General features: G+C 62.8%; 16 protein-coding genes and 2 pseudogenes. 3 read left to right on the forward strand and 15 right to left on the reverse strand.

The annotated features are described in order from the left end of the window. Positions 1-16: 16 nt before the first annotated feature. Genes CI15_RS27460 through CI15_RS27480 form a run of 5 tightly spaced genes read right to left on the reverse strand, consistent with a single transcriptional unit; the run spans position 17 to position 5,207 of the window. Positions 17-490 (reverse strand): ferritin-like domain-containing protein, encoded by a 474-nt coding sequence (locus CI15_RS27460; RefSeq protein ID WP_062134019.1) that lies wholly within the window; start codon positions 488-490, stop codon positions 17-19. Then, entirely contained in the window at positions 474-1,280 is an 807-nt protein-coding gene (locus CI15_RS27465; protein ID WP_241495952.1) for an ABC transporter ATP-binding protein, read from the reverse strand. The genes CI15_RS27460 and CI15_RS27465 overlap by 17 nt, the downstream gene beginning before the upstream one ends. Further along, positions 1,268-3,076, reverse strand: a complete 1,809-nt coding sequence (locus CI15_RS27470) for a branched-chain amino acid ABC transporter ATP-binding protein/permease (RefSeq protein WP_062134022.1) — start codon at positions 3,074-3,076, stop codon at positions 1,268-1,270. The genes CI15_RS27465 and CI15_RS27470 overlap by 13 nt, the downstream gene beginning before the upstream one ends. A gap of 3 nt (positions 3,077-3,079) precedes the next feature. Further along, positions 3,080-3,979, reverse strand: a complete 900-nt coding sequence (locus CI15_RS27475; RefSeq protein ID WP_062134025.1) for a branched-chain amino acid ABC transporter permease — start codon at positions 3,977-3,979, stop codon at positions 3,080-3,082. A gap of 25 nt (positions 3,980-4,004) precedes the next feature. Next, a complete protein-coding gene (locus CI15_RS27480; protein WP_062134027.1) occupies positions 4,005-5,207 on the reverse strand; it encodes a branched-chain amino acid ABC transporter substrate-binding protein in 1,203 nt (400 codons plus the stop codon). A 314-nt stretch (positions 5,208-5,521) separates the two neighbouring features. Here CI15_RS27480 and CI15_RS27485 point away from each other — a divergent pair, with 314 nt between their 5' ends. Continuing rightward, the gene (locus tag CI15_RS27485) at positions 5,522-6,298 is read left to right on the forward strand and encodes a maleate cis-trans isomerase family protein (protein WP_062134029.1); all 777 of its coding nucleotides are present in this window, start codon (positions 5,522-5,524) and stop codon (positions 6,296-6,298) included. 116 nt (positions 6,299-6,414) lie between these two features. On the opposite strand, the gene CI15_RS27490 is transcribed toward CI15_RS27485, so the two are convergent. From CI15_RS27490 to CI15_RS27525, 9 genes and pseudogenes are all read right to left on the reverse strand, one after another. Beyond that, positions 6,415-7,485 (reverse strand): ABC transporter ATP-binding protein, encoded by a 1,071-nt coding sequence (locus tag CI15_RS27490; RefSeq protein ID WP_062134032.1) that lies wholly within the window; start codon positions 7,483-7,485, stop codon positions 6,415-6,417. A 33-nt stretch (positions 7,486-7,518) separates the two neighbouring features. Beyond that, positions 7,519-8,310 (reverse strand): ABC transporter permease, encoded by a 792-nt coding sequence (locus CI15_RS27495; RefSeq protein WP_062134035.1) that lies wholly within the window; start codon positions 8,308-8,310, stop codon positions 7,519-7,521. Further along, complete coding sequence (locus CI15_RS27500; protein WP_062134038.1) at positions 8,307-9,245, reverse strand: ABC transporter permease; 939 nt, start codon at positions 9,243-9,245, stop codon at positions 8,307-8,309. Before CI15_RS27500 ends, CI15_RS27495 begins: the two co-directional genes overlap by 4 nt. A 136-nt stretch (positions 9,246-9,381) precedes the next feature. Continuing rightward, positions 9,382-10,494, reverse strand: coding sequence for an ABC transporter substrate-binding protein (locus tag CI15_RS27505; RefSeq protein ID WP_062134041.1), 1,113 nt, complete (start codon positions 10,492-10,494; stop codon positions 9,382-9,384). 169 nt (positions 10,495-10,663) lie between these two features. Beyond that, entirely contained in the window at positions 10,664-10,816 is a 153-nt protein-coding gene (locus CI15_RS37060) for a hypothetical protein (RefSeq protein WP_161950070.1), read from the reverse strand. A 79-nt stretch (positions 10,817-10,895) separates the two neighbouring features. Then, entirely contained in the window at positions 10,896-12,881 is a 1,986-nt protein-coding gene (locus CI15_RS27510) for a M48 family metallopeptidase (RefSeq protein WP_062134044.1), read from the reverse strand. Between the two features lie 66 nt (positions 12,882-12,947). Next, the gene (locus tag CI15_RS27515) at positions 12,948-13,547 is read right to left on the reverse strand and encodes a LemA family protein (protein WP_062134267.1); all 600 of its coding nucleotides are present in this window, start codon (positions 13,545-13,547) and stop codon (positions 12,948-12,950) included. A gap of 374 nt (positions 13,548-13,921) precedes the next feature. Further along, positions 13,922-14,384: pseudogene (locus CI15_RS27520) on the reverse strand (DDE-type integrase/transposase/recombinase); the annotation flags it as partial. 54 nt (positions 14,385-14,438) lie between these two features. After that, positions 14,439-14,675, reverse strand: a pseudogene (locus CI15_RS27525) (DDE-type integrase/transposase/recombinase); the annotation flags it as partial. Between the two features lie 121 nt (positions 14,676-14,796). Between CI15_RS27525 and CI15_RS35810 the strand changes: the two are divergent. Beyond that, a complete protein-coding gene (locus CI15_RS35810; RefSeq protein WP_241495953.1) occupies positions 14,797-15,501 on the forward strand; it encodes a hypothetical protein in 705 nt (234 codons plus the stop codon). A gap of 328 nt (positions 15,502-15,829) precedes the next feature. Here CI15_RS35810 and CI15_RS27530 read toward each other — a convergent pair whose 3' ends face one another. Continuing rightward, positions 15,830-16,279 (reverse strand): ester cyclase, encoded by a 450-nt coding sequence (locus CI15_RS27530; protein ID WP_062134047.1) that lies wholly within the window; start codon positions 16,277-16,279, stop codon positions 15,830-15,832. A gap of 383 nt (positions 16,280-16,662) precedes the next feature. Between CI15_RS27530 and CI15_RS35815 the strand changes: the two genes are divergently transcribed. Next, the gene (locus CI15_RS35815) at positions 16,663-16,854 is read left to right on the forward strand and encodes a hypothetical protein (protein ID WP_075643790.1); all 192 of its coding nucleotides are present in this window, start codon (positions 16,663-16,665) and stop codon (positions 16,852-16,854) included. Positions 16,855-16,905: the final 51 nt, after the last annotated feature.

Genomic DNA, 16,905 nt, shown 5'->3' on the forward strand with positions numbered 1-16,905 from the left:
GGCGTCTCCCGCGAGCTCAGGCCGGCGCGTTGCCGCGCTCGGGCGGCGTCGTCATCGCGCCGGGGCGCCGCAGCATCTTCTCCACTTCGCCCGCGTGCATTTCTTCGACGTGGATCATCTGACGCGCGTATTCCTCCAGCGCGACCGAACGATCTTCCACCTGCGCGAGCAGTTCCCGGTACAGGTCGAGCGCGACTTTTTCGGCTTCGAGCGATTCACGCAGAATCGACGCGATGTCGAAGACGTGCGAGTCGAGCAGCGGACCGATCGCGAGCGACGGGTAGGCGCCGAGCGTGGTGATCCATTCGCCGGCCTGCTGCGCGTGGACGAGCGACTCGTCGGCCTGCTGTCGCAGCCACGCCACGATGGGAATGCGGCCAAAGCCGAATACGAGGAATGAGTAGTGGGTATAACGAACGACCCCGGCCAGTTCCGACTCCAGAATCCGGTTCAGAACTTCAACGACCTGTTCCTTATCGATTTCCTGCATGGTTGCCTCCAGTTGAGTCCGACCCGTTTCGACCGATGTCATTCGTTCCGTTGGCGGGCTGCGCCGCCGCGATAGCGCTGCCGCCCAGATAGGCGGCGCGGACCCGACTATCCTGAGCCAGCTCGCGGGCGGACCCCGCGAGCGCGATGCGACCGCTTTCCAGCACATAGGCCCGATGCGCGATGCGCAGCGCCTGACGGGCGTTCTGCTCGACGAGAAGAATCGAAGTGCCCTCCCTGCAGATGGCGGCGATCATCCCGAAGATTGCGCGCACCAGCTTCGGCGCGAGTCCCATCGAGGGTTCGTCCAATACCACCAGACGCGGGCGCAGCATCAGCGCGCGAGCAATCGCCAGCATTTGCTGTTCCCCGCCGCTGAGCGTGCCGGCCAGCTGGCTGCGCCGCTCACCGAGCCGCGGAAAAGTCTCATACAGCTGATCGCGTCGTTGCTGCAGCGCGGCGGTGTCACGCCGGATCAGGTAGCCGCCGAGATGCAGATTCTCCTCCACCGTCAGTGCGCCGAAAATGCGCCGTCCCTCCGGCACATGACCTAGACCCAGCGCCACGATCTGGTGGGCGCGCAGTCCCATCAGGCGCTGGCCATCCATCGCGATGTCGCCCGCGCGGGGTCTGATCAATCCGGAAATGGCCCGCAGCGTGGTCGTTTTTCCCGCGCCGTTGCTGCCGAGCAACGCGACGATTTCGCCCTGTGCGACCTCCAGCGAGATGCCGTGCAGCACTTCGACATTTCCATAGCCTACTCGCAGATCGCGGATTTCTAGGAGTCCCACAGCGATTCCTCCCCGGCGGTATCGTCGCTTGCCTCGTCCTGTTCGGCCGTGCCGAGATAGGCATCGATCACACGCGGATCGGCCTGGACCGCGGCGGGCGGGCCCTCGGCGATGATGACGCCGTGATCCATCACGATGATCCGGTCCGACACGCCCATCACCAGCATCATGTCGTGCTCGATCAACAGCACCGTCACGCCATGATCGCGAATCCGCCGGATCAGTTCCATCAGCGCGCGTTTCTCGGTGGGGTTCATGCCCGCCGCCGGTTCATCGAGCAGCAGCAGGCGCGGGCTGCTCGCGAGCGCGCGGGCGATCTCCAGCCTGCGCTGGTCGCCGTAGGGCAGATCGGCGGCGCGCTCGCCCGCGCGGGACGCCAGTCCGACGAACGCGAGCCAGCGCAGTCCCTCCGTCGAATGGTCGGCGGCCTCGGCACGCGCGGACGGCAAGCCCAGAAGCTCGGCGGCGAGCGACGTGCGAAGCCGATGATCCATGCCGGTCAGGACGTTTTCGAAGGCCGTCATGTGGCCGAACAGGCGGATGCCCTGGAAGGTCCGCGCCATGCCTTCATGAACGATCCGATGAGGCGCGCCGCCTGCAAGCCGTTTCCCGCACCAGACGATCTGGCCGCCGGTCGGACGGATCACGCCCGTCAGGCAGTTGAACACGGTGGTCTTGCCGGCGCCGTTCGGGCCGATCAGGCTCACGATCTCGCCGCTCTTCACCGTGAAGCTGACCCCGCCGACCGCCAGCACGCCACCGAAGCGGCGCTGCATGTCGCGCACCTCGAGCAGGGTTTCATCGGTCAGCGCGTGGCTGGGCGCGGGGGCCCGCTCGGCGTCGGCACCCTCGCGCGGCGGCGCAACGCGCCGCAACGGTGCTGGCCACAAACCCTGCGGCCTGAGCAGCATCAGGATCACGAGCCCGATCGCGAAAGCGAAGATGCGCCAGAGGTTCAGAAAACGCAGCATCTCCGGCAGGCCGGCGACGATGATGGCGCCGATGATCACCCCGGGAATGCTGCCGCGGCCGCCGAGCACGACGACGATCAGAATCGTGACGGATTGCAGATAGGTGAAGCCGGTCGGATCGATGGTGCCGAAGCGGGCGGCGAACAGGCTGCCGCCCAGCCCGCCGATCAGCGCCCCCATCACATAGGCGAGCAGCTTGACGCGCAGCGTCGGCACCCCGACGGCCTCGGCGGCCGCCTCGTCCTCGCGGATGCTGGTCCAGGCGCGGCCGAGCCGGGATTGGCCGAGCCGTATCGCGAACACGAGCACCAGCACGAGAAACGCCATGCCCAGTTCGTACAGCGCCAGCGGCGAACTGATCTCGAAGCCGAACAGGCTCGGGCTCGCGATGCCGAAGATGCCGTTCGGGCCGCCCGTGATGTCGAGATTGGTGGCGACGATACGCGTGATTTCGCCGAACCCCAGCGTGACGATCGCCAGATAGTCGCTGCGCAGCCGCAAGGTGGGATAGCCGATGACGATGCCCGAGACGCCGGCGAACGCGAGGCTGAACGGCAGCGTTTCCCAGAACGAAAAGTGCAGCAGCGTCTCCAGCAAGGCCGTCGTGTAGGCGCCGATCGCGAAGAAGGCCGCGTAGCCCAGATCGAGCAGTCCGGCATAGCCGACCACGATGTTCAACCCGAGACCCAGAATCGAATAGGTCACGATGGTCAGGCCGACGTCGACGACATAGTTGCTGGCCACAGCCGGCAGCGCCACGGCGGCGGCCAGCAGCGCGCCGCCTGCAGGCCTCGTCCAACGCGCGGAAGCCTGAGTGGCGCTCATGAATTACATTCTCTCGACGACGCGTTCGCCGAACAGCCCGGTCGGCTTGATCACGAGCACGCCGATCAATACGCCGAACACGAACACGTCGGTCCATTGCGACGACACATAGCCCGCGCCGAAGGCTTCGAGCAGGCCGATCAGGATGCCGCCCGCCATCGCGCCCGGGATATTGCCGATGCCGCCGAGGACCGCCGCGGTAAATGCGCGCAGGCCTAGCACGAAGCCCATGAAGAAATTGATCTGCGTGTAGTAAAGCCCCTCCATCACGCCCGCCACGGCGGCCAGCACCGAGCCGAGCAGAAAGGTCAGCTGGATCAGGCGCTCGACGTCGATGCCCATCAGGCGCGCCGCGTCCTGATCGATGGCCAGCGCGCGCATCGCGGTGCCGAGAAACGTGTGATGAACGAAGAAATACAGTGCCAGCATCAGGGCAAGGCTCGCCACGATGATGCCGATCTGCGCGAAGGTGATCTGCACGCCGTGAAGTTCGAATCCCGCCTGGCTCAGCACGTGCGGATAGGTGCGAAAGCCTGCGCCGTAGATCAGCAGCACCCCATTTTGCAGCGCCAGCGAGACGCCCAGGGCCGTGATCAGGATCGACAGCCGCGGCGCCCGCAGCAACGGCTGATACGCGAGCCGCTCGATCAGCAGGCCGAGTGCGCCGGTGACCGTCATCGCGGCCACGAGGGCGATCAGCAGGGCGATAGCGAGCGGCAGATGTGCTGAGGCCAGCACCATCAAGCCGGTCCAGCCGACGAATGCGCCGACCATGAACAGGTCGCCATGAGCGAAGTTGATCAGCCGGATGATCCCGTACACCATCGTGTAGCCGAGGGCGACGAGCGCGTAGAACGAGCCGGTCGTCAGCCCTTCGATGACGAACTGGAAGAAATCGCTCATGACGGGGTGGGGCGCGCAAGCTCGCCTACTTCATCGCCACCCAATGTCCGCTCGCATCCTGTCTCTGGTAGGGCTGGAATTTGTCGTCGTGCACGACGATCGTGATGTACACCGCCTTGCTGCGGTCTCCTTTCGGATTGAAATCGATCGTCCCGGTCGCGCCCGGGTAGTTCGAGATCTTGTGCAGAGCAGCGGTGATCGCGGCAGGCTGTGCCGATTTTGCGTCTGCGATGGCTTTCGCCGTGACGCCGACCGCATCGTATTCATAGACCGAGTACGGTCCCGGCGCTTGCCCGTAGGCCTTCGTGTAGTCGTCGACGTAGGCGTGCGCGCCGCTCAGGAACTGCGCGAGCGGTGCCGTCGTGATGATCATGCCGTCGGCGGCGGGACCGGCGGTTTTCATCAGCGTGGGATCGTTGGTGGCGTCGCCGCCCATGAGGGTCATTTTCAGACCCAGTTGCCGCGCCTCCTTGACCAGCAGACCGGCTTCGGAGAAATAGCCGGTGTAGTAGATCACGTCAGGCTTCAGCGATCCGACCCGCGTCAGCGTCGGTGAGTAGTCCATCTGACCGGGCGTGATCGAATTGGCGTAGACCACATCGACACCGTTTTTCTTCAGCGCTTCCACGGTGTTCTGTGCGAGACCTTTGGAATAGGTCGTGTTGTCGTCGATGACCGCCACGTGCTTCGCGTGCAGCGCATCTTTCATGAAGCTTGCCGCGAAGGGGCCCTGCTGATCGTCACGGCCGATCGTGCGGAACACGTTGTCGTACCCCATCTCGGTCAGCTGCGGATTGGTCGACGCATCGAGCACGTAGGGAATGCCGGCGCGATGAAAGGTCGTCGATTCCGGCAGGGCCGCACTGGAACAATAGCCGCCCGCTACCGCGACCACGCCCGCATCGACGAGCTTTTGCGCCGCCTGCACCGCGGTCTGCGCATCGCAGGCGTCGTCCTCGGGCACCAGTTCGATCTGCTTGCCGAGTACGCCGCCGGCCGCGTTGATTCTGGCGGCGGCGAGCTTCGCGCCGTTGACGATGTCGGTGCCGGCATTGGCACTGCTGCCTGACAGCGGGACGGGTACGCCGATCTTGATGGTGGCGCTCTGGCTTTGCGCCGCATCGGGCGCCATGCCTGCAAACACAGCGAAAGCAGCCGCGACGGCCGTGACCACCGTTTGCCGCAAGCTCCGATCCGCGCCGGGCCAACCATTCTTCTGAGCATTCATGTTTGCGACTCCTTATTGTGAAAGCGATCGAACGATCCGCCACACGGCTACACCGGTGACACCAGAAAACGGACGCAAAGCGGCGCTTGCTCGGGATGCATCCCAGCCGATCAGGTCGAGGGTGTGACCGCTGATTTCACCGCCGCGCTGGCACGAAAGCGCTGATTTCATGATAGGAGGCCGCGTGCGTTGCGGCGCTATAGGGTATTTGCGTATAAACCACTTCACAAAGCCGCCGGCAATCCTCTACCTTTAGAAGGCGGTGACGGCAGGTACTCGCGAACCGGAATGCAGCATGAAAGGATGGCTTTGAAATGAGTGAGATTGCACAGCAGCACGACGCGTACACGAGGCTCGCTTTCACGCTGGACGATGGCATCTGCCGGCGTGCCGCGATCGGCCTCGTGGTGCTCGCCACCGATCATACGATCGAGCATGAGTGGCGAGGCCTGCTGAAGCAGGACGGCGTCGCGTTCTACGAAAGCCGTGTGTACAACTCGGCGGATATCACACCCGAACGGCTGGCTGAAATGGAGGACCGCATTGCTCCGGCGGTCGCGCTGATCCGGCCGGCCGAGCGTATCGACGTGGTGGCGTTTGGCTGCACATCGGCGTCGATGGTGATCGGCGAGGACAAGGTGTTCGCGCGAATTCGCGAAGCGCGTCCGGACGCCGCGGCCACCACGCCGATCACGGCGGCATTGGCTGCGCTTTGCGCACTCGGCGCTGAGCGCACGGCACTGCTGACACCCTACGTGCGTTCGATCAACGATTACATGCGCGACTATATCGAGTCGCGTGGCCACCGCATTACGCGCATGGCGTCGTTCGAGCATGCGAACGATAACGAAGTGGCGCGGATTGATGCTGCGTCGTTGCGGACGGGTGTTGAGCGTCTGGCGGGTAATGACGATGTGGATGCGATTTTTGTGTCCTGCACGAGCTTGCGTATTGCGGGGTTGATTCCGGAACTCGAGGCGGCGTTTGGGAAGCCGGTGATATCGAGTAACTACGCGATGGCGTGGCACGCGTTGCGGCTCGCCGGTGTGCGGGATGGCGAACCTCGTCTCGGGCGGTTGTTTGGGCTGTGATGAGACGGATTTGAATTTGGTTCTGCGTGGATTTCTGGAGGCCGGCATCCCGCGCGAAAATCAGTGAGCAAGGTTCCGGCCGGGGTGCGCTTCGCCACTAGTCGAGCAGCCGGTTCCTAGACGCCGCCCTCTTCCAGCACCAGCAGATTCTCGTGCGAGAAACCCAGCGAGACGGGCTGCCCCCGTTCGGGCAAACCGCGATTCGGGTCGTTGAACACGTCGAGCGAAATCACCGCGTCTTTCACGCGCGTTCTGATGCGCACAACCGCGCCGAGGAAATTCACCTCTTCGACGGTCGCGTTCAGCGTGTTGCGGCCGGGCGAGGCCGGCTCCAGCACGATCGCCTCGGGCCGCAGCGCGAGCAGACGCCGTTTGCCCGCGTCGTCCGCCGGCAGTGCCTGGGTGGTGGTCAACTCCTGGCCGTCCACCGCCATCCTTCCGGCCGCCGGATCGACCACGTGCCCGGCCAGAATGTTCAGCGTGCCGACGAACGACGCGACAAAGCGCGTGCGCGGATAGTTGTAGATCTCGGACGGCGAGCCGATCTGTTCGACGCGGCCTTCATTCATCACGACGATGCGGTCGGAAATCGACAGCGCCTCCTCCTGATCGTGCGTGACGAAAATCGACGTGATGCCGAGTTCGCGCTGCAACGCGCGAATGTCCTGACGCAACGAAATGCGAATCTTCGCGTCGAGCGCCGACAGCGGTTCGTCGAGCAGCAGGACTTGCGGCCTGCCGGCCAGCGCGCGCGCCAATGCCACGCGCTGCTGCTGGCCGCCCGACAGCTGCCACGGATAACGTTCGCCGAGCTGCGGCAGTTTGATCAGTTCCAGCATCTCGTGGACGCGCTTGCTGATCTCCGCCTGCGGCCGATGCGCAATCTTCAGCCCGAAGCCGATGTTGTCGGCGACAGTCATGTTCGGAAACAGCGCATACGCCTGAAACACCATGCCGACTTTGCGCTGCCGCGTCCGAAGGTGCGTGACGTCCTGGCCGTCCATCCGGATGATGCCGCTCGTCGGCGTTTCGAAGCCGGCGATCATCCGCAGCACGGTGGTCTTGCCGCAACCGGACGGCCCGAGGAACGTGACGAACTCGCCGCGTTCGATCTGCATCCCGAAGTGATGCAGCGCCGTGTTCGCCCCGAACGACTTGTGCAGGTTTTCGATCTCAAGGAATGCCATGATTCGCTGCCTCAGTGCGTCAAAATCAGTGCGTCAAATGTTCTGGCCGCTCAACGCGCGGGCCGAGCCGAATACCTGAATCAAACCCATCGACGCCCACGTGATCGCGAACGCAATGATCGCGAGCGCTGACGGTTCATAGGCCCGGTTCGCACCGATCAATTGCAGATACGGGCCGAACGCGGGCCGGTCGAGCAGGCTCGCCAACGTGAACTCGCCGATCACCACGGCAAAGGTGAGAAACGCGCCTGACAGAATGCCCGAGCGGATATTCGGGAAAATCACCTTGAACAGAATGGTCGGCCAGTTCGCGCCGAGGCACTCCGCCGCCTCGGTGAGCGAGCGCACGTCGACTGCGCGCAGGCCGGCGTCGACCGCGCGGTACATGTAGGGCAGCGACAGCGTCACGTAGCCGAACACCAGCAGGAGATCAGTCGCGCGCTCGTTGGCCGTGAACGGCAGAATCGAACTGCTGTTATAGATGCGCAGATAGCCAAACACGATCACGATCGCCGGCACCACCAGCGGCAACAGCGTGATGAATTCGACGAGCGGCCGCAGCTTCGGCAAATGCAACTGGACCCAGTAAGCGGTCGGCACCACCAGCAGTACGCCGACGACGATTGTCAGGATTGCCATCAGAATCGAGTAGCCGAACGAAGCCTGAAAATGCGGATCGGCCAGCACGACGCGATACGCCTCGAAGCTGTACGTGCCGCGCTTCATCCGCAAGCTGAACTCGAACGTCGCGATCAACGGAATCAGAAAGTACAGCGAACCGACGATCACCGCGGTCCATGCTCCCACCCGCGACTGGCTTTTCATCGGCGACCCCTTTCGGCGTGCGAACGCAGCCAGATGTAGCCGCCATTCGATAGGCCGGTCACGAGCACCATCCCTAGCGCGAGCGCGTAGCCGAGGTTCTGGTTGTGCATCACGTCGCCGCGAATTTGTGCGAACAGCAAGATCGTGACGATATTCAGCGAGCTACCGGTCAGCGCGTAAGCCGTGGCGACCGCGCCGAACGCATTGGCGAACAGCAGCAGCGTCGCACCGAGCACGCTCGGCCACAACACCGGCAGCGCGACGTAGCGCCAGTATTGATACGGAGTACCACCGAGGCAATCGCAGGCCTCGCGCCATTCGCGCCTCAGGCCGTCAAGCGCGGGCGTGACGATCAGCACCATCAACGGAATCTGGAAGTACAGGTAGGTCAGCGTCAGACCGGAGAAACTCAGAATGCTGAATCCCGTCGCGTACAGATTGAAGCCGAGATACTTCTTCAGCAGTACCGTGACGAGCCCGACCCGCCCCAGCGTGCAGATGAACGCAAACGCGAGTGGCACGCCGGCAAAGTTCGAAGCGACGCCGGAAAACGTCATCAAGGTCGGACGAATCCAGCCCGGCAGTTTGCCCTGTACCGCCGCCCACGCGAGCAGCGAACCGATCAACGCGCCGCCGAGCGCGGAAGCGGCGCTCACCTTGAAGCTGATCCAGTAAGCTTCCATCACGGTCGGCTGGAACAGTTCGCGGAAATTGGCGAGCGTGAAGTGGCCTTGCGAGTCCTGGAACGCGCCGATCATCAGAAAGCCGGTCGGCAGAATCAGGAACATCAGCGCAAACGTGAAGAACGGCATCACGCCGATCCACGCGAGCCACTGCGACGCGCGGCCCGGACCGTCGACGCGAGGCGTTGGCGTAGGCGCTGGTGGAGTCAGCAATTCCGGCTGCACCGACCCGGCATCCGATGAAGCGCTCATAGCTCACCCTTGGGGCTTTCTGGCTAACGCAACGCGCGCCACCCGGGTTGAGCGGCGCGCGACGGCACAACTTTTCGCTACGGTTCGACGTCGCGGCGCATACGGTCCAGAGCCGCGACGACTTCAGCCACGCCGCTTACTTGACGTTCGCGCCGACCGCGTCGTTCCAGTGCTTCGTGATGGTGTCCTTGGAGGCGTCCTGTTGGGGCAGCGTCGGGAACACCACGTTCTTATACGACGACGGCGGCGGGAGCTTGTCGAGCAGCGCTTGCGGCACCTTCTTCCCGGCCACCAGTTCGTTGTAGCGCATCGGGTGGCAGTAGCCCGTCAGCCAGCCGATTTGGCCTTCGTCCGAGTACAGATATTCCATCCACAGCTTGGCCGCGTTCGGATGCGGCGCGTACGCGCTGATTGCCTGAACGTACACGCCGGCGACCACGCCTGTTTTCGGAATCACCACATTCACTTTCGGATTGCCCTTCAGCGTGTCGCGGTCGGCGAGCGCGTTGTAGTCCCAGCGCACGATGATCGGCGTAGTGCCTTGTGCGAGCGACGCGGCCTTGCCGATCACCGGCACGAAGTTGCCACTCTTGTTCAGGTCGGCGAAGAATTTGAGGCCGGCCTGGTCGGCCTTGCTGGCGTCGCCCTTGCTTTGCGACAAGCCGGCTGCATACACGGCCTGGATCGCCTGATTGGCCGAGCGCGGGTCGCCCGCCAGCGAGACGGCGTTCTTGTAGTCGGACTTCTGCAGATCGCTCCAGTCGGACGGCGCCTTGTCGATCATGTCGGCGTTGACTTCAAACGACAGCACGCCGTAGTAATCGCCGTACCAGTAGCCATCGGCATCTTTCGACTCCGCGGGGATCGCGTTCCACGTTGCGACCTTGTACGGTTGCAGCAACCCCGCAGCCTTCGCGGACGGACCGAACGACAGGCCCACGTCGATCACGTCCGGCGCTTGCGGACCTTTGTTGCCCTTGTTCGCCTTGATGGATTCGATTTCGTCGCCCGAGCCTGCATCCGGATTCAGCTCGTTGATCTTGATGCCGTACTTCTTCTGGAAGCCTGCGACCAGTTGCCCGTAGTTGCACCAGTCGTGCGGCAATGCGATCACGGTAAGCTGGCCTTCCTGCTTCGCAGCGGCGATCAGTGCATCGAGTGGCGCGGCCGAAGCGCTGCCGACGCCCGCAGCGGCGACACCCACGACAGTTGACATCGAAAGTAAGCGAGCTAACGCGGTGCGGTTCATAGTTTTCCCCATCCTCTGCCGTAATTGCTACATTTGGAAAGTTTGTGATTCGAGCTTCAGCGCACGCGCCAGCGCAGATCCGCACTCGCGCACCCGTGTCGACCTCAGGCCGGGTTCGCCCGGCATGGACAACGGTCGTGTTGCAGTCTGTCGATGCGATCCGCGCAAATCATGTCGACGCCTCATTGCGCGAGCACTTGCGCACGCGCGGAATCATCACCGTGTAGGCCAACGCGCGCAGCCCGACCGCGCGAATCTGCGCGACCAGCGGCTCGCCCTCAGATACCGGTGGCTCGCGTGCAGCGACACGCAGTACGGACATTTTCGCAAGAGGCAGACGCCCCACGAATTTCAAACGCGCGCCGGCTCGCTGTCACGCGACATAGCCCGCCACATTAGCCTCACGCGCCTTCCATAGTTTTAAGCTGGCTTTGTCCTTCCGATTCCCCCACGACGAGCGGCGGTAGCGGGCAGTCGAGGGTATCGCAAATGGCGCGGAGCAGCTCCGCTTCGCGGACGGCGACCTGCTGGTTCGCCAGGATACAGGCCGTGCAGGCGATGACAATCCGGCGCTTGATGGCCGGGACCGATTGATTGAGCGTTTGCAGCGCCGCGTCAAAGTCGGCGAGGGAGCATTCCTCGCGAGTCGGTAGGCGGTAGGTGTGGTCGCCGCCCATGTAGCTACGCATGCCCATATCGAAAGCCTGGGCGGCCGCGTCGGATTGCGGCTGGCCCTCCCACGCCACCAGCGCCAACACTGTCGCCACCGGCTGCGCCAGCTTTTGCGGCGAGTTGTGCACCGGACGTGCCGGACGCTGCGGCAAAAACTGGGCGTCGAGATGGCGATGCAGCACACAGCGAAGGGCGTACTCGAAGAGACTCAACCGCTGGTCGGCGATCATGAGCGCCTCGACCTGGGCGCGGAACGCCCGGTGCTGGCGGGGCGACATCTGCCGCAACGCTGGCATGGCCAGGTCCAGGAGGGGTAGCCGGTGCGTGTCCGGCAGAGCATGAACAGGGCGCACCAGTCGCACGGTTTCGGCGAAGTCCTGCGGCTCAGCGCCGGCCTTCAGCTGGGTTAGCTGGAGGTCCCGCAGGTCTGCCCGTGGGTCCACGAGAAGCGCGTAGACCAGGGCACGAGCACTGAAGGGCTCCTGGGCGGCAATGCGAAGCAGGTCGGGTACGCTTTCGTGCAGCGCCTGGGCGTAGCCGATTTCTTCCGGATCGACGTGGCCGATCCGGGATGCCGCGTCACCAGCCAACACCAGGACCGGCGCCGGCACCTGCGGCAGCCCAGGGAACCCCGGCATCCCCCCGAATGGCGGGACGCGCCCGGAGCGCGGGCCTTCGGGTTCTTCCCGCTCGGCACCGACGGGCCGCACCTCCGGGAACTGGCCGTCGAACTGGGGATCGAGCTGCCTGATGCGCTCAACGAGAGGCGGGTGCGTGGCCAGCAGCCCGGCTAGCCCCCCGCCAGCGAACGCGTTGGCGAAGAACATGTGACCGGCCTCGGCGGCCTGGGGGTTCTTGATGCGCGACCCTTCGGCCAGCCCGCCAATTTTCTTGAGCGCCCCCCCAATGCCGTCGGGGTTGCGCGTGAACTGCACGGCGCTGGCGTCGGCGAGGTACTCGCGCTGCCGGGACACCGCCGCCATGATCAGCCGACCGAAGAACGCACCCACCAGGCCCAGCACAATCACCGCCACGCCAAGTAGCATCAACGCAATTCGGGCGCGGGGATCTTCCCTGCTCGACGCGCGTCTGCCGGACGTGAGCACGAGCATGCGGCCGATGATGGACAACGCCATGATCCCAAAGATCAGACCGATCAGGCGGATGTTGAGCCGCATGTCGCCGTTGAGGATGTGGCTGAACTCGTGGGCCACCACGCCCTGTAGCTCGTCGCGGGTCAAGTAATCGAGCGCGCCCCGGGAGACGGCGACCACGGCATCGCCGGAGGTGTAGCCAGCCGCGAAAGCATTGATGCCGGGCTCCTCCAGAACATAGACCGGGGGCACTGGCACTCCCGCGGCGAGGGCCATCTCTTCGACGACATTGAGCAGCCGCTTCTCCCGCGCATCGGTGGTCGTACCGGGCACTTCCTTACCGCCCATCATCAGGGCGACGGTCTGACCGCCGGAAGCGAGCTGAGCCACCTTGAAAACGCTAGCTCCGCCGACAAGGATGCCCACGCCGGCCGCGACGAGCAGGAGCAACTCCGGCTGCCACCACGCGGACACCGGCTTGACGCCGCCGTACACGCCGAGGCCGAGCAGCAGCGCATACACCAGAACGATAAGAATCGCGATCGCCAGGACGAAATAGACCACCAGCTGGACGGTCTTGCGCCGGGCCGAATCCTGCTGCTGGAAGAAATCGGTGGCCATTTGTCAGCGCGGCACGGGCGTCCTGGAACCAGGAGCATGGGATGCGGAGATCGATTGCAGTTCCATTTACTGGAACGACACTTTGGGCGCTGCGCGCTCGGCTGGCGCGGTTTCGAGCAGCGACGCCTCCGCGAAGCCGAACATCCCGGCTACCATGACGGCCGGAAAGACTTCGCGCCGGTTGTTGTAGTCGGTGGCGGCATCGTTGAACCCCTGCCGGGAGAAGCCGATCTTGTTCTCGGTCGACGTTAGCTCCTCCTGGAGGGCGAGCATGTTCTGGTTGGCCTTGAGGTCCGGGTACGCTTCGGACAAGGCGAAGAGCCGGCCCAAGGTGCCGCCCAACTGGGCCTCGGCCTGGTTGAACTCCCGCATGGCCGCCGGGTCGCCGGGCTTGGCGACGACCTTCTGCTCGGCCGCCATCGCGCTGTTGCGGGCCTTGATCACGGCGTCGAGCGTCTCCCGCTCGTGGCCCATGTAGCCCTTGACGGCTTCGACCAGGTTCGGAATCAGATCGTAGCGGCGTTTGAGCTGCACGTCGATCTGGGCGAAGGCGTTCTCGAAGCGGTTCCTGGCGACGACCAGCCTGTTGTAAATGCCCATGAGCCAGAGCGCGAGCAGCAGCCCGATACCTACGAGCACAACCAGGATGACGATCACAGGACTCATTGCGCCAGACCCCCCGACGTGAGGACCGTTCCATCGCACGACTGTGAAAGACGTGTCCCACGGACGGTTGATGACAGATGCTAGCACGTCCATTGCCGTCGAAGTAGGCCTGAGTCGCATGCTGTCTGGGATAGCGTCGCCGATCTTGATGGTGCTCCCGCCCAAGCAGGGGCCCCGCCATTGGGCAATGCTGGCGTCGAGGGTGTTTTCCGCCGCAGCTTCCTCGTTCTGCGCCCGGTCGAGCATGTCGTTGGCAATCGAGATCCGAGACTTGTCGACGCCTATCTGTCCGACAACGACCCGAGCCCTGCGCTAAGGCGTTGTCAAGTTGGCGGCAGTAGGCCAACTGTGTGGCGCACGTGAAGCTATCCTTATCAGATAGCTTTCCTGATTGCCTCAGAGACAGTCCAACCATGCCATGTGCCGAGACCTTCTTTTAGTATGGCGCGATGACGTGCAGCGTTCATCCGGTGTCATGGAAGCGCGAAGTGCTGACGGATCGGGCCGAAGCATGAAAGAAAAGCCTGTGTGCGACGCGCATCGCGAAAGCCACACATTTGGCGTTCTCGTCTACGGGTTGGCTGGTGGCTGTTCTCGGCGCGGTCGTTTACGCGTGCGGCCGCTTTGACGAAAACGTGCTTTACCTGAGCAAGCTCAGGAATATCCGCCTGCGCCGCCGGATAACCACGGCAGCTGGTCGGTAACGATCTTGCGCGGCACCGGGTTTGATCGCAGCACCCGCCGGAAGAAGCGCCTTGCCGCGGCCTTGCCGCGACGCTTTTGTACCAGCACGTCGAACTCGGCACCATGCTCGTCGACCGTACGCCACAACAGATGGCTTTGTCGCGATAACGATGGGAAGTTGAACAAAGCTTGATATGGCAGGACTACTCATGCTGCCAACGAATAGAACTGTTCGGCGTAAGTTTGTCGGACGCCGCTGTCTTTCATCTGCCCCTTGACGATCATGTGAGCCACTTCTATGCCACCGAGCAGGATGCGGGCGCACCGGAAATTCTTGAACCCGAGCATGGGGCGGATACGCCGCTTGATCGCGCGGTGGTCCTGCTCGATGATATTGTTCAAGTACTTCGCCTGCCGGATCTTGATGGGCGTTTCGCGCTCGGCTTTGCGAACGCGTACTACCGGCCAGGAAGGGACGATGGCGATTTCGCGCCGAAAGACGGTAGTCCGTTCCACAGAAGACATTCACTGTTGCAAGCATGCGGTGCGATGGGACAAAATGTCTATGGGCTCGGACGAACTAGACTGTCCGCACTATTACAAAGAGAAAAACATGCGCCTTTCACGATCCGCCGTTGCATTTGCGAGTTCGCTCGTTGCGCTTGCCCTTTCACTTTATACGGGCCTATATGCGCAGGCTGGGAGTTCTCCTACCGTTGGCAGAATCGCACCGATTTTCAGTCAGCTTGTCTATTTCCAGGCGCCAGCTAACTTCGTCTCGGTATTCGAAAACACGCATGGTGATCGCTACATCCATGAGTGGGTTTTGCCAGGCGAGAGCGTTTCAAACTGGACACAGATGTTGACGGTCACAGGGGCGCAAGATGTGAGCGCAAAGCACCCCGACGCCACTCCTAAATCATTTGCAAGCGGCATCGCCGGCGGGTTTCAACGCGCCTGTCCGTCATCTTTCGCCGCGAAGGGAATCTACGAAGGGCAGTTGAACGCGCGGGACGCGTTCATCATGGTTGTCAGTTGCGGTAATGCGGCGGCGAGTGCCGGGCACAGTGAGACCGCTGCAATTGCCGTGGTCAAAGGAGAAAAGGATTTCTACACTTTGCAATGGTCTCAGAGAGGCGATGCAACGCCGACTCCGATGGATATTGACGTGAACATCTGGGCCGGAAGAATGAAAGGTCTCATGCCTTTGAAGCTTTGCCCGATAGTACCCGGTGAACAACCACCGTATCCGAGTTGCGTCGGACATTGAAGTAGGATGGGGCATTCACTATCCCGATCAAATCACCACGCCTGTCATGGCCATCGTTTCAGGCGAGTGACTGCTGTAACTCACAAAAAAGGCGTCCGGCAATAGAAGGCGGGTGCCTGAATCGGGTCGATCTGAGCCGGCCGCCTCGGGCAGAGGTCGGCCAATTTCGGTTGCCTATCGTCTGCAGTTGAGCGGCCGCTGCCGAACTGGGTTGAGCCGGTCGCCGAGTGGACGGATAACGCCACAACGGGCCTGTGTGCGCCCGGCCCGTTGCGGCGTTAGATATGCACAGCATTGCTGAAAAACTGCGGAAGCGCTGTGCCTTCGATCACGCTGCCTTGAGGAGTCCAAGTTGTTGCAGCGCCGTCACGCCGTCGTCCAGACCGATTTCCTCGACGATCTTGCCACCATTGAGTCGTAGCACGGTCGTACCAGTGAAGCGCATTTTCCGTCCGGTCGCGGCCGGCAACGATCCAATGAGGAAATCGCTGAATGCTGGACCGGTATGTGTGCCTCCACCCTCCCAACGGCCGACTACATAGTCCCCCTCGGCGATGAGATCAGCGGCGCCCCAGAAGTTGAGATCCGGAAACGCTTGGCGGAAATCGGTCATGAATGCCTTGATGTCCTCGCGGCCACGGCGCGCCTGGTGCAGCGAGTATTGAAGAAGCATGTCAGGCGCAGCAAGTTCGTCGACGATGTCGAGATTGCATGTCTTGCCCCAGAAATCGGTGAACCAGCGCTCCACGACGGCCTTGTTGTCATCTTCCCTGGACATGGTGAATTCCTCATTGACTGTGGTTGAAAGAGGGAAACGAAATCGTCTCCTTCTGCCTGAACAATATTGGCGCCAGCAGTCAGCCGCCCCCCGTTTCTTGCTGCAATACTCGATAAACCGACACGCGGCTTGTGGTGACGATGGTCACTATGCTTCGTTCGTAAGCGACGGTGCCAGGGGGTGTAGCGAGATGAAATAGACAGCAAGAATCGGAGTGCCTGTGCTGACCCGCTGCCATAACCTGTCCATGCGATCGCACAGTAACCGAGGCCGGCGGACGAAGGGCGGTGTGCTCGAACCACAAGCATCTTGCGGGCGCCCGGTGTGCCAATTCCGTCATCGACGTAGCGCTCGCCTTTCCCTCATTGAAAGGAGGTTCGAGCATGTTGCCATTTCTCTCATTTCATGCGCTCGCAGCACAACGCGGCGATGGACTGCGCCCTGAACTTCTAGCCTTATTTTTTGAACGCCATGCCCGATCAGAGACTGGTCTCGGTGCCATCATCGAACCTGTCGAAACAGAGTCTCTTTCCCAAGTCGCGGACGCCGTCTCCAGCGATCCTGTGAAGGAGTGATTGGCCGATCAGACGTCGGCGAACGTCTCATGCTCCAACTGAAGCGGACAG

Origin of the sequence: Paraburkholderia monticola, from assembly GCF_001580545.1 — a bacterium.
Classification (GTDB): Bacteria; Pseudomonadota; Gammaproteobacteria; order Burkholderiales; family Burkholderiaceae; genus Paraburkholderia; species Paraburkholderia monticola.